The sequence below is a fragment of the Planctomycetota bacterium genome (genome assembly GCA_018242585.1).
Classification (GTDB): Bacteria; Planctomycetota; Planctomycetia; order Pirellulales; family PNKZ01; genus JAFEBQ01.
This window is the reverse complement of sequence record JAFEBQ010000024.1, coordinates 59959-73317: the sequence shown is the minus strand read 5'-3', so window position 1 is coordinate 73317 and position 13359 is coordinate 59959. Positions and strand designations below refer to the sequence as shown.

At 64.6% G+C, this 13359-nt stretch carries 7 protein-coding genes; 5 read left to right on the top strand and 2 right to left on the bottom strand.

Features of this window, described 5'->3' with window-relative positions:
• Positions 1-332: 332 nt before the first annotated feature.
• Positions 333-2351, bottom strand: coding sequence for a DEAD/DEAH box helicase (locus JSS27_12145; GenBank protein ID MBS0209691.1), 2019 nt, complete (start codon positions 2349-2351; stop codon positions 333-335).
• 278 nt (positions 2352-2629) lie between these two features.
• On the opposite strand from JSS27_12145, the gene JSS27_12140 reads away from it, so the two are divergent.
• The 3 genes from JSS27_12140 to JSS27_12130 all read left to right on the top strand — a co-directional run bounded on the left by JSS27_12140 (position 2630) and on the right by JSS27_12130 (position 6136).
• Positions 2630-3274 (top strand): hypothetical protein, encoded by a 645-nt coding sequence (locus JSS27_12140; protein ID MBS0209690.1) that lies wholly within the window; start codon positions 2630-2632, stop codon positions 3272-3274.
• Between the two features lie 105 nt (positions 3275-3379).
• Positions 3380-5569 carry a hypothetical protein gene (locus JSS27_12135; GenBank protein ID MBS0209689.1) on the top strand — a complete coding sequence of 730 codons (2190 nt, stop codon included), beginning with the start codon at positions 3380-3382 and terminating at the stop codon, positions 5567-5569.
• Positions 5570-5635: 66 nt separating this feature from the next.
• A complete protein-coding gene (locus tag JSS27_12130; GenBank protein ID MBS0209688.1) occupies positions 5636-6136 on the top strand; it encodes a nucleoside deaminase in 501 nt (166 codons plus the stop codon).
• 202 nt (positions 6137-6338) lie between these two features.
• Here the strand turns inward: JSS27_12130 and JSS27_12125 are convergent, their stop codons facing one another.
• Entirely contained in the window at positions 6339-8177 is a 1839-nt protein-coding gene (locus JSS27_12125; protein MBS0209687.1) for a 50S ribosome-binding GTPase, read from the bottom strand.
• A gap of 221 nt (positions 8178-8398) precedes the next feature.
• Between JSS27_12125 and JSS27_12120 the strand changes: the two genes are divergently transcribed.
• The gene (locus tag JSS27_12120; GenBank protein MBS0209686.1) at positions 8399-11491 is read left to right on the top strand and encodes a PSD1 domain-containing protein; all 3093 of its coding nucleotides are present in this window, start codon (positions 8399-8401) and stop codon (positions 11489-11491) included.
• A gap of 241 nt (positions 11492-11732) precedes the next feature.
• Positions 11733-13196, top strand: a complete 1464-nt coding sequence (locus JSS27_12115) for a DUF1501 domain-containing protein (protein MBS0209685.1) — start codon at positions 11733-11735, stop codon at positions 13194-13196.
• The last annotated feature ends 163 nt before the right edge of the window (positions 13197-13359 follow it).

The window sequence follows — 13359 nt, the reverse complement described above, 5'->3', positions numbered from 1 at the left end:
GCGCAAGTGCAAAACTTACAACGAGTTGGCCCGCCTAAGATTTTCGCCGACGCGAGGCGCGAAGCCGGCATAATCGGCCCCCGCGGCCGGCCCCTGCCCGGGGTTCAGGCATCGCGTGCCCCATATTTAGGCCGAGTTAGCGTATTTATCGATTCGTTGTACCGTGCCTGTCCGGGCCGTCATTCCCGCGCAGGCGGGAATGACGCCGGGGTGGCACGCCCTCCTGGGGCGTGGGGAGGCAGATACCGACTCCGGGTGTTTATTGGCGCTGCCCCACGCCCTGCGCTGCGCTTGGGACGTGCCACCCAATTGGAACGGCCCCGCGATTGCCACTACCCCTGGTACTCTTCCCGGTCCCGATCCGCGTCGGCCGACTCCCCCACGGCCGAATGGCGTACCACGCGGCAATTGGGCAACGACTCTAGGAACTGTCGCCCGTAGGGGCGCGTGACCATCCGCGAGTCCAGGATCACCACCCGGCCGTGGTCCTGCTTGGTCCGGATCAACCGGCCGAAGCCTTGTTTCAACTTCAGCACCGCCTCGGGCAATTGGTAATCGCGGAACGGGTTGCCGCCACCGGCCCGTAGACGCTCCATCCGCGCCTCGGTCAGCGGCATGTCGGGGACCGCGAACGGCAGCTTGGTGATAATCACCAACTGCAACGCCGAGCCGGGCACGTCGACCCCTTGCCAGAAACTGTCCGTCCCCAGCAGCACGCCCCGCGGGTTCTCCTTGAACCGCTCGATCATCTGCGTGCGTGGAATGCCATCGGCCTGGCTGTAGAGCGCCAGATTCCGCGCGGCCAGCCACGGGGTCAACTCGGTGGCTACCTGGCGCAGCAATTCATAGTTGGTGAACAGCACAAAGGCGTGGCCGTCACTTTCGGCCACGTAGCGCCGCACCATCTCGGGGACCATCCGGTCGTAGGCCAGCCGTTGCTTCACCGGGTCGGGCATGTCGGGCAGCAGCACCAGATCGGCCTGTTGCTGGTAATCGAACGGGCTGCCGAGCGCCAAGGTTTCGGCCTGGGTCAAGCCGATGCGTGATTGCATGAAGTTGAACGACGGCTGCCGGCCGACGCACAACGTGGCGCTGGTCATGATCACCGAAGATACTTTCTCGAACAACTCAGCGCGCAGCGTCGGCCCCACGTCGATCGGCGCGGCTTGCAATCGGAGCCGGCGGCGACGCCCTTCGCTTCGTTCGACCCAATAGACCGCGTCGGCCACTTGCTGCTCGCACCAGGCTTCGACCTCTTCGGCCAGCCCGAGCAGCCGATCGTGCGCCGCCGTGAAGTCCTGCTTCTCTTCCGGCGACGAGACATTATCACCCGACGAGCGCACCACGCGGGCCAGGTTCACCAGCGTCGGCGACAAGCGATTGGCCACCGGCTTGGGTCGCCCCACGCGCCCGTTGGGCAATCGGTCGACCAACTCGTCGATGTCGTCAAAGAATTCGGCCGCGCGCTGCCGACTTTCCGAAACCAGATCGAACGCCTGGCCGAAACGATGGTTGGCAAGCAGCCCCTTGTTCGTCCGATCGTTATAGACGCGATTCAGCAAATGCTCGACGCTCCCCGAGGTGAAGCCCAGCCCCAGGTGGTCGCTGGCGACAGCTTCCAAGGTGTGGGCCTCGTCGAAGACGACGATGTCGTAATCGGGCAGAATACTCGCCCCCGAGCGGCGCAGCGCCAGATCGCTGAAGAACAGGGCGTGGTTCACGACCAGGATTTGCGCGTTCTGAGCCCGGCGGCGCGCCTGGTAGTAAAAGCATTCATTGTTCGTCGGGCACTGCCGCCCCATGCAGTTGCCGTGGTCGCTTTCGACTTCTTCCCAGACCGACGGCAACGGGCGGAAGTCCAAATCGGCCAGCGAACCGTCGCCGGTCGTCTCGGCCCACCGCTGCAAGTAGCGCAACTGGTCGAACTCTTCGGCCGAACCGAGCAGTGAATCGGCCCGCTTCATGGCGTTCTTCAGTCGGCGGCGACTCAGGTAGTTGTGCCGCCCTTTGACCAGCACCGCGGTGAACTCCAACGGGATCACCGCCCGCAGTAGCGGCAGATCCTTGCCGAGCAGTTGTTCCTGCAGGCTAATCGTGTGGGTGCTGATCACCACGCGGCGCGGCTTCTCGCCCGACTCACGCCCTTCTTGCGCGGCCGTCAGAATTGCGGGGACGAGGTAGGCGAAACTTTTGCCGACGCCGGTGCCCGCTTCGACCAGCAGGTGTCGCCGCTCGGCGATCGCCGACGCGACGGCCTCGGCCATGGCCAATTGCTCGTCGCGGCGTTCATAGTTCGACAGCCGCTGAGCGATGCGACCCTGGGGGCCCAAGATTTCGGCGCATGACAACATTTGCTCAACCTATCACGATCGGGCTGGGACGGGTAGCCGAGCGGCGCGACAGCTCGGTGGTGGGGCAGTTTGCTGAAGCGGGGTGGCGGGGTCAGAACGAAGTGATGGCCCCGAACCGTAACCACGGGGCCATCGCTGCGCTCTGACCCCGCCACCCAACGTCGTAGATGCAAACTGTCCCACGACCCGTTGCCTGAGCGCTTTGCAAACTCACGGCGATTCGATCATGCTGATGCCGTCAGGCCACCGCCGAGCGAGCGCCACCCGCGAGTTGCACCATGCCGATCGAGTTTGTCTGTCCGCAATGTCAGAAGCTGCTGCGCGTACCCGATCAGTCGGCCGGTCAGCAGGCCAAGTGCCCGTCGTGTGGTGGGGTCACCACGATTCCCAGCGCGTCCCCCGCGGCGCCCCCTTCGCCGTCGTTCGCGACCACGAACGTCCCGCCGCCGATGCCGAACTTTGGGCCGCCGCCGGCGGGGACGTTCGACCCGGGTAATCCTTACGCCGCGCCGGCCAGCAACGCCGGTACCGCGTCGACCGTCTTGCCTCGCATTGCTCGCGACCGTGTGCAAGCGCCGGCGATCGCCATGATCGTCGTGGCCAGTATTAGTGCCGTGTTGTATGTGATCTTTACGATTGCGGTGCTGGTCGTTGCGCTGGGTGGGATCAATCAGCAGCAGCCCGAAGCGGTCTTCAACTTTGTCGTCGTGGCGCTCTACGGTTGGGGGCTGATCTTGTCGATCGTCGTCATTGTTGGCGCCAACAAGATGCGGAAACTCGAAAGCTACACCATGGCGATGACCGCCACGATTCTGTTGATGATTCCGTGCAACTACCCGTGCTGCGTCCTGGGGCTGCCGTTCGGCATCTGGTCGCTGGTCGTGCTGCTCGATGACAACGTCCGTCGCTCGTTCCAGAGTTGAAGTGCGCACACGGGCCGGGGGCCTTGGTCGAAGGTGGCGAACATGGATCGCGCGAACCCAGTCACATTCGCCCCGGAAAGATCGCCGAACCGACGGCTTGGTCCGATGCTAACTCGCCACGCGCGGCAGTTCGCGATTGTGTTGGCCGCGCTGTTCGGTTTTGTCTCTGCGGCGCGCGCCGGCGGCGGGCCCGAGAATGTCCTGTTGGTCGTCAACACCCGCAGTTGGGCGTCGATCAGTGTGGCGAATCATTTCATCCGCTTGCGCCAGTTGGCGCCGGCGAACGTGCTGTACTTGGATTATGCCGGGCCGATCGATCAGGTTTCGGCCGACCAGTTCCTGACACTGATTCTGCGGCCGGCCATGCGCGCAATCGACGAGCGCCGCCTGGCTGGGCAGATCGACTACCTCGTCTATTCCAGCGATTTTCCCTGGGCTGTTGATTTCAGCGGCCCCCTGGCGGGCGCGAATCTGCCCATCCAGTGGCGTCCCGTCGGCTCATTGACCGGGCTTTCCTATTTCGCGCCGACGTTGAGCGCGGGGGACATCGACTTTCTCTCGCCAGCCGCCAATCAATACTGCCCGCCGGTCAAACAATTCGACGAAGTCCCCGACACGCGCGCCTTTCGCAGTTGGTACGGCTGGGGGCGCGACGGCGCGCGGCTGGAAGCGGGTGGCCGACGATACCTGCTGTCGACCATGCTGGCCGTCACCAGCGGCCGCGGACTATCGGTGACCGAAGCGATCGACAGCTTGCGCCAAAGCGCCGCCGCCGACGGTTCGCACCCGCGGGGAACCGTTTACTTCACGCTCGATGGCGATGTGCGCACGCGCACGCGCCAGCCGACCATGGCGGCGGCCGCGGGTGCGCTTGCCAAGTTGGCCTTGCGCGCCGAGGTGGTCAGCACGCCGTTGCCGCGCGGCAAGCCCGACGTTGTGGGCTTGACCATGGGGGCGGCCGACTTCAACTGGCAGGAGTCAGGCTCGAAGTTCCTGCCCGGCGCTATCGGCGACAACCTGACCAGTTGCGGCGGCATGTTCCGTTATGGCGACGCCCAGACGCCACTGACCAACTTGTTGCGCGGCGGAGCCGCCGGCGCCAGCGGCACCGTCGTCGAGCCTTACGCCCTGCAAGCCAAGTTTCCGTTGCCGTTTGTCCACGTCCACTACGCCCGCGGGTGTTCGCTGGCCGAGGCGTTCTATCAATCGGTCGCGTCGCCGTACCAGTTGCTGGTCGTCGGCGATCCCTTGTGCCAGCCCTGGGCCGATCGTGCGCAACTCGCACTGCAAGAGCCGCTGGCCGCGGAATGGCGCGGTGGCGTGCGCCTGACGCCGGCCATCGTCGCCCAAGGACGCGCGCCGATCGACCGCTTTGAGTGGTACCTCGATGGTCAACACCTGGCCACGTCGGCCGGCTTTGAAACGGTCACGGTCAACACGGCCGCGATGTCCGACGGCTATCACGAGCTGCGCCTGGCGGCGAGCGAACTGAGCCCGCTCGAAACGCAGGCGCAAATTGTCATTCCCGGCTGGTTCAACAATCGAGGGCAATCGGTCACGTTGCGTCGCACCGACGTCGGCACGGTGCGCTGGGGCGAGTCGTTACGTCTGGCGCTGGCGTCGCCCGGCGCGGCGCAAATCGTCCTGGTCCATCAATCGCGCCCGATCGCGCGCGTGGCGGGCGAAGCGGGTGAGTTGAACCTTGACCCGTTGGTGTTCGGCATGGGGCCGGTGCGGTTGCAGGCCGTGGCGATCGGACACCTGGCCCCCGATGTGCAGATCGTGTCGAAGCCGCTGGACCTCTATGTCGAACCGATGCCGCCGATTCACGGCCAGGGGATCGACGCCGACGAGCCGCTGTTGCCGGGCTTTGTTCTCGAAACCTCCGACGGGCGGAAGCAGATCATTCATCAAGTGGCGAACGAGCATTGGCTGCGCGAGGCCGGCGCCAAGCCAGGCGAGACGTACACCATCGTGGGATTGATCGAGACGCCCGCGGCCGACGTTCATCAGTTCCAGTTGCGCCACGGGGGCCGGCTGGCCATTTCCGTCGATGGGCAAACGGTCTACGATGCGGAGAGCGAGCCGGACGCGTTGCGGATGGCGCCGGTCAACCTGGCACGCGGCCGGCACCAGGTGCGCCTGGTCGGCAAGGCCGGCGCGCCGGCGCGGCTGGAGCTAGCCTTTGGCGCGGCGGGCATCCGACCGTTGAACGGCCTGTGGCTGCGCCACTTCGCCTCGGCCGAACCTCCCAAGCCAGCAACCGTTCCTCAAGCAGAAACCAAAACGAAGTGACACTCCACCCTCAGCCCCCGGTCAATGACCGGGGGCACGGTGCGCCGCCGCGTAACACGAATTGATATGTCGACAAACGACGCCAACGACTACGAAGACCTCCCGATTCGCCACGAAGACTTCATGGCCCAGGCCATTGCGCAAGCCAAGCGCGCCGCGACCGAGCAAGAGGTGCCGGTCGGCGCGGTGATTGTCCACGGCGGACAAGTGATCGCGGCCGCCTATAACCAGCGCGAGACGTTGCGCGATCCGACGGCCCACGCCGAGATGATCGCGATCACGCAAGCGGCCAGCGGCCTGAACGATTGGCGCTTGGAAGATTGTCTGTTGTACGTCACGCTCGAACCCTGCCCCATGTGCGCCGGCGCGATCATCCAGGCCCGCATCCCTTGGGTCATTTACGGCGCGACCGATCCCAAGGCCGGCGCGGTCCAGTCGCTGTACAAGCTGCTGAACGACCCGCGACTCAATCACCGTTGCCAGGTGGTCGGGGGCGTGATGGCCGAAGCCTGCGGCGAGCTGCTGACCCAGTTCTTCCGCCAGCAACGAGCGATGGGGAAGAAGTGAGGTGGCTGTATTCCCAGTTGTGCTTCCTATCTGAAAGCGGCGAGTATCAGCCTTCTCCCCTTGCGGGAGAAGGTGGCCCGAAGGGCCGGATGAGGGGTAATGAAGTTGCCTGTCGCGCAAGCCTGAGGCGCACCCCTCACCCGGTTCGCTACGCGAACCACCCTCTCCCACAAGGGGCGAGGGTTGAAGAGGTTCGCTACGCTCACGAGGCAGAAGTCGCCGTCGAGCGCGCCGTGCGTTGTCCGAGCGATTCGCTCGGCGACAAGGCTTGATTCCCCAGCGCCGACGTGCGAGTTTGCAGGTCGATCAACTCCTCGCGCCACACGCGCACCGCGCGCAAGCGCTCTTCTAGGTCGGCGAACAGCCCGGCGGTCAGTTCTGGTCGAGCCCAGCGGCGCTCGGCTTGTTTCAACTCGGCCGACAAGCCGCGCCGCAGCCGGCCCGTGAACAGCCAGAGCAACAACCCACACCAGATCAACAGCGCGAACGCGGTTCCCCAGTAGAAGTCGGTCCCCAGCAGCGGCGCTGCCTGCTCCGAGCGGCCGAACTCGACGGCCAGCCAGGAATCGTAAAAGAAGTTCCGCCCCCAGCGAAAGAAAAGCCCGCCTAGGACGACCAGCAGCAACAGTTCGTATCTGAGCCGCGTGAACCAGCCGGTGTGCCGTTGTGCCAGCCCAGCGACCAACTCCTGCACGTCGTTGGCCACGCGCGCGGCGAAGCGCCCGACCATCTGCGATGTCTGCCCGCTGATCACCGTGCCGTGCGTGCCAGTGCGCGGCAGTTGCGCCTCGGCCGCGTAGCCATCGACAATCACGGCGCCGGTTCGCAAGGTTTCTTCATCGACCAGTGTCAGCGCCGCATCCCCCATTGGCAACTCGGCCTCGCCCGCCGACCAGCGGTTGCGCAGCCGTCGGGCCCCTTCCATCGCTCCCCAGATCGCCACCTGGGCGGTCGAGCGCATCTTTAGCAGCATCAGGCTGCTCAACAACCCGCCCAGGCCGAGATAAAGACGCAGCAATCCCGAGAACGGGCTCAGTCCCCACGCGCCGGTCACTTCGGCCAGAATGCGATTCTCCCAAGCGCGTCGATGCCGCGTTAAACCAGCGGCCGAGCGCTCGGCCAGTTGCGTCGCCACACGCGTGCGCTGTTCGACGATGGCCGATTCAAGCTGTTCAAGCTGCGGCAAACCAGCGTCAACGCGCGCGCGGCACGCGGCCAGCGACTCGTCGAGCAAGTCCAACAGATTGGCCCGGCGAATCCTCAGCCGTGCCGTGCCCGCCAGTTGCCGCGCCAGCCATTGGACCAGCCGGCCAAACTCGCCGCGCGGCGCGAGCCCTTGTTGCTGATCGCGCAAGGCCGCGGGACCGTCGACAAGGAACATCTCGCCCGCGGCGAACTCGTCGCCCAGCGCGCGCCGCCAGTCGTCGCGAATGTCGCTGTCGGTGTCGGCGTGCGTCTGCACAAACACCAGCCGGACGCCGCTGGCCGCTTCGGCCAGTTCGTCGGCCACACGCGCGCTGCGATATTTCTGCTGCGTGGTGGTAACCAACAGCACGTCGCATTGAGGGATCAACCGGCGCAACTGCGCCAAGTTGCTCGACGCCGATGCGGGATCTTCGCTGGTATCGGGGTCGGGACAATCGAGCAGCACATAGTCGGCCAGCGTCGGGCTGTCGGCTTCGACATGACGCACGCTCGTGGGATCGATGCCCAGCCACTCGGGCTTGAACCCCGGCCGAGTAACGAGCACCGGTTGGCGCGTGGTCGGTCGTTCGCGCCCCGCGGTCGTCACCTCGGCGCCGACCAGCGCGTTGACGAGCGTGCTCTTGCCGGTGCCCGTGCCGCCGAGCGTGGCCACGACCAGCGGCGCTTCGATCCTCAGTCGCACTTGCTCGGCGCGCGCTTGCAGCCGATCGACTAGTGCTGCCGCCGCGCGCGCCGGCGGCCAATCGGGGGCGCGGTCGCTCCAGGCGCGCAGCTGGGCCAGCAAAGCGTCGATTTCGGCCAACAATTGCAGGCGGCTTAGTTCGTGGCTGGGCATCGCCAGGGCTCGTGACAGCAGGGGAAACCGGCGTAAAAGCGTTTAAGCGGCCGGTTCCCGCCAGTATAATGGGACCACGCCCGACGAGATACGTGCCGCGTGCCCGATACGCGGCAAGGTCACGCGGGCCCCACCCCAGGCGGCCGCCGGCGCGTGCGACGCCGATCGCTGCTCCTGCCCCGGCCGGTAGTTTCCCTGCTTGCCTTTGAGGTCTGCTCGGCATGAATCGTTGTCGAATCATTGTGACCGTGGCGGCCTTGCTCATGGCGCTGGGCGCACGACCGACCGGCGCGGCCACGCCCGACCAGCCCGACGCCGCCGGTGTCGCTTACTTCGAGCAGCATGTGCGGCCGATCTTGGTGGCGCATTGCTACGAGTGCCACTCGGCTTCGTCCAAGATCGTGCAAGGAGGCCTGCTGCTCGACAGTCGCCCCGGTTGGGAAAAAGGTGGCGACTCGGGCGCGGTGCTGGTGCGTGGCAAGCCGGAGCAGAGCTTGCTGGTCCGCGCGGTCGAGTATCACGAGAACCAAGACGTGCAGATGCCGCCGAAGGGGAAGCTGGCCGAGCGCGAGATCGCGGCCATCGCTGAATGGGTGCGGCTTGGCGCGCCGGACCCGCGCGCGACGGCCGCCAAGTCGCCGTCAAAGCGGGTGATCGACATCGAAGCCGACCGGAAGCACTGGGCGTTTCAACCCCTGGCGCCGGTCAAACCGCCGGAGCCGAAAGACGCCAGCTGGTGCCGCACGCCGATCGACCGGTTCATTGTGGCGGCTTACGAAGCCAACGGGCTGCGCGGCAATCCGGCGGCCGATCGCCTGACGCTGGTGCGCCGCGCGTATTTCGATTTGCTTGGCCTGCCGCCGTCGCCCGACGCGGTCGAAGCGTTCCTGGCCGACAAGGATCCGCAAGCGTACGAGAAGCTGATTGATCGCTTGCTGGCCGACGAGCATCACGGCGAGCGGTGGGGGCGGCACTGGCTCGACCTGGCCCGCTGGGGTGAAAGCCACGGCTTCGAGCAGGACTACGACCGGCCGTACGCATACAGCTATCGCGACTTTGTGATTCGCGCGCTGAACTCGGACATGCCGTACGATCAGTTCGTGCGCTGGCAGATCGCCGGCGACGAATTGGCGGGGGACGACCCCCAGGCCCTGGCGGCGACGGGCTTCCTTGGCGCCGGCGTCCACGCCACACAGATCACGGCGAACCAGGCCGAGAAAGAGCGCTACGACGAGCTAGACGACGTGGTCCGCACGATCGGCACCTCGATGTTAGGGCTGACCATTGGTTGCGCGCGATGCCACGACCACAAGTACGACCCGATTCCAGTCGGCGATTACTACCGCATGGTGGCCACCTTCGCGACGACGGTGCGATCGAATCAGGATGTGGAAGCCATTAATGAAGAATATGAGGCGGGACGACGCCCGTTCTATTTTCAGGCGAAAGCAACGCACGAGGCCAACGCGGCCTGGCGAAGCCAGCAAGCCTCCCAGCAGCTTGAACAGCTCGCACGTGGGCAAGCCCCTCCCTTCGCCGAGCCGCGCTGGCTGGTGGTCGATCCAGTCGTTGACGACAAGAGTGGCCGATTCAAGAAAGAACCTGATGGCTCGGTGCTGGCCAAGGTTTCGAATACTTTAGGAAACGACACGCGGACGCTGAATGCGACGGTGGATCACGACGGGCTGAGGGCGATTCGGCTCGAGGCGCTATTCGATCCCAGGTTGCCTCGGGGGGGGCCGGGGCTCGGCGTCGATGGCGACTTCCAATTGAATGGACTCAAATTGCAGGTGATCAGCGCCGACGGTAAGCAACGCCGCGATATCAAATTCCAGCATGCGTGGGCCACACAAGAAGAAACTCAATCGCGGGCTTCCGACGCCATTGACGACAAGCCGAATACAGGCTGGCGCGTGAAGAATCGGCCCGGGGTTTCACAGGTGGCGGTGTTCGTCGCCGACGAGCCGTTCGGGTTCGGGCCGGGCACCAAGCTGCAACTGACGCTCACGTTCAATGGCACGGAACCATCGATCGGGCGCGTACGACTGTCAGTCAGCGCCCAAGCCGAGCCCTTGGCCGCCGGCGAAGATGAAATCACTTTGGCCCAGGCGACGGTTTTGCATCAATTCAAAGCCAACGGATTTGACTCGTTGACGCCTACTCAGCGAACGACTCTGGCTGATCTTTACCTCGACATGAGCTCCGAGGGGCAACGACGCTTGGCCGATGTTCGAAGTCTGTTGGCAAGTGCACCGGTTGTACCATCAGAGCGGATGATGATTTGCAGCGAGGGCGTGCCCGCCATTCGCCTGCACACACAGGGGCCCGATTACTACGAAAAGATGCACCTGCTCAAGCGAGGGGAACCGAATCAGAAAGTCGAAGAAAGCCGGTCGGGCTACCTGCAAGTGCTTGTGCGCGCCAGCGATGGCGCTGCCCATTGGCAGCAAGCGCCTCCGGCCGGCAGCAAACTTTCCTACCGCCGCCGCGCCTTGGCCGCCTGGATGACCGATACCGAATATGGCGCTGGCCAGTTGTTGGCCCGAGTGATCGTCAATCGGCTTTGGTATTACCACATGGGCCGCGGGCTGGTCTCGACGCCGAGCGACTTCGGCTTCAACGGCGAACGGCCTTCGCACCCCGAGCTGCTCGACTATCTGGCCAATGAATTGATTCGCAATGGCTGGCGGTTGAAGCCGATCCACCGGTTGATCATGACCAGCAGCGTCTACATGCAGAATGGCGCGACCGATGCCGCGCGATTGAAGGCCGACGTCGATAACCGCTGGTGCTGGTATCGACCGATGCAGCGGTTGGAAGCCGAGTCGATTCGCGACGCCATGCTGGTGGCCAGCGGCCGCTGGGACGCGACCATGTTCGGCCCCAGCGAGCGCGACCCCCTGCAACGCCGCCGCAGCATCTACTTCTTCGTCAAGCGAAGCAAGTTGGTGCCGATGATGGTCCTGTTCGATGGCCCCGACACGTTGCAAGACCTGGCCGTGCGGGGCGAGACCACGATCGCGCCGCAATCGCTGATGTTGTTGAACAGCCCGGCCGTGCGCGGCTTTGCCGAAGGGCTGGCCGATCGGGTGATAAAACCTGCTGGCGAAGATCAGGTGGCCGGCATCGCCAGCGCGTACCAGATCGCCCTTGGCCGGCGTCCCACAGCCGACGAGCAGCAAACGGCGAAAATGTTCCTGGCCGAGCAACTGGCCGACTATCGCGAACAGAAACTCGACAAGGCCGAGCGCGCCGCCTGGGCCGATTTCTGCCAGGCGTTGTTTTGTCTGAACGAGTTTGTATTTGTGAAGTAGCGAGCGCGAAGTTCTGACACCTCTCACTTTAAGGGAGAGGTCGCGAAGCGTAGCGCAGGGGGTGAGGGTAAACGCATTGAGGGCCGATCGACATCGCGCTTAGGTTTGAATGCGCTAAGCGCTGTGCCGTTTGGCCGGCGACGTCTTTACCCTCCCCCCTGCCCCTCCCTGAAAGGGAGGGGTGTTGACGTTTGATTGCGATGAACTTTGTACCGAGGATCAACCTGAGGATCACATGGCGATGAACTTTGCCCAGCCGGCTGGCGATCGTCGGGCCTTCTTGCGCCGCGGCGGCGGCGGGTTCGGCTTGTTGGCGTTGGCCGGCTTGTTGGAAAGCCAGGGATTGTTGAGCCAAGGCGCATTCGCCGCTCGGCCCGACGCGCGGCGGCTGCACCCACTGGCACCCCAGCCGCCCCACTTTCCCGTTAAGGCCAAGAACGTGATCTGGCTGTTCATGAACGGCGGGCCCAGCCAGGTCGACACCTGGGACTACAAACCCGAACTCGACAAACGCGACGGAACCGAACTGGCCGGTTTTGACAACAGCACGGGCTTCTTCACCAACCAGGTTGGCCCGCTAATGAAGTCGCCGTTCAAATTCGAGCGGCGCGGCGAGAGCGGCGCGTGGGTCTCGGAGATCTTTCCGAACCTGGGAGCGCACGTCGACGATATGGCGTTCATCCATTCGTGCTTCACTCAGACGAACAACCACTCGCCGGCTCTGTTCGAGATCAACACCGGCTTCAGCCGCATGGGCTTCCCGTGCGTCGGCTCGTGGGTGACCTACGGCTTGGGGACCGAGAATCAGGACTTGCCCGCGTTCGTGGCCATGTACGACACACTGGGGCGAGGACTTCCCAAAGGGCACGCGCAAAACTGGGGCGCTGGCTTCCTACCGGGCATCTATCAAGGGACGGCGCTCAACGCCCAAGGCGAGCCGATCGACAATCTGACGCGCATGGCGCACATGAACGATGCCGAGCAACGCCGCCAGCTCGACCTGATTGGCAAGCTAAACCGGCAGCACCAGAAAGAAAATGTCGACGAAGCGGCGCTGGCCGCGCGGATCGAGAGCTTTGAACTCGCCTACCGGATGCAGGTCTCGGCGCCGGAAGTATTCGACGTCGAGCGCGAGCCCGAGGCGATTCAAAAGCTGTACGGGCTGGACGACGACAAGTGCAAACACTTTGCCCGCCAGGCGCTGATGGCTCGACGATTGATCGAGCGCGGAGTGCGGTTCGTGCAAATCTATAGCGGCGGCATGGAGAACGAACGAAGCTGGGACGGCCACGTCGACATCGCCGGCAACCACCGCCAGTTCGCCGGCGAGACCGACAAGCCGATCGCGGCCTTGCTCACCGACTTGAAGCAGCGCGGACTGCTCGATTCGACACTGGTGATTTGCTGTGGCGAGTTCGGGCGCTTGCCCGTTTCGCAAAAGTCGGCTAAGCCCGGTCGCGATCACAACCCGCACGCGTTTACCACTTGGTTCGCTGGCGGCGGCGTGAAGCGCGGCATGCACTATGGCGAGACCGACGAGCTAGGTCTGCGGGCGGTCCAGGGGCGCGTCAGCGTCAACGATCTGCACGCCACGATCTTGCATCTGCTGGGGATGGATCACACCCGGCTGACCTACCGGTTCAACGGACGCGACTTCCGGCTGACCGACGTGGCGGGCGAGGTGGTGCGCGAGATTGTCGCGTGAACCGGCCAGTTGTCAGTGGTCCATTGTCCGTTGTAAGCGATTGGCTGGTAATGGGTTCTGGGGGTTGGGTTCGGCGGGCGGTTCGCTGGCGATTTAGCCGCTTTATTACGGAACTTTCGCCGGCTGGCCGACATCTAACCTAGGACCGAGGGGAGGGGGATGC

What these genes read in the sequence shown, in the direction of transcription:
- JSS27_12145 (MBS0209691.1), bottom strand. Translation starts at nt 2,351, where the DNA reads ATGTTGTCATGCGCCGAAATCTTGGGCCCCCAGGGTCGCATCGCTCAG.
- JSS27_12140 (MBS0209690.1), top strand. Translation starts at nt 2,630, where the DNA reads ATGCCGATCGAGTTTGTCTGTCCGCAATGTCAGAAGCTGCTGCGCGTA.
- JSS27_12135 (MBS0209689.1), top strand. Translation starts at nt 3,380, where the DNA reads ATGCTAACTCGCCACGCGCGGCAGTTCGCGATTGTGTTGGCCGCGCTG.
- JSS27_12130 (MBS0209688.1), top strand. Translation starts at nt 5,636, where the DNA reads ATGTCGACAAACGACGCCAACGACTACGAAGACCTCCCGATTCGCCAC.
- JSS27_12125 (MBS0209687.1), bottom strand. Translation starts at nt 8,177, where the DNA reads ATGCCCAGCCACGAACTAAGCCGCCTGCAATTGTTGGCCGAAATCGAC.
- JSS27_12120 (MBS0209686.1), top strand. Translation starts at nt 8,399, where the DNA reads ATGAATCGTTGTCGAATCATTGTGACCGTGGCGGCCTTGCTCATGGCG.
- JSS27_12115 (MBS0209685.1), top strand. Translation starts at nt 11,733, where the DNA reads ATGAACTTTGCCCAGCCGGCTGGCGATCGTCGGGCCTTCTTGCGCCGC.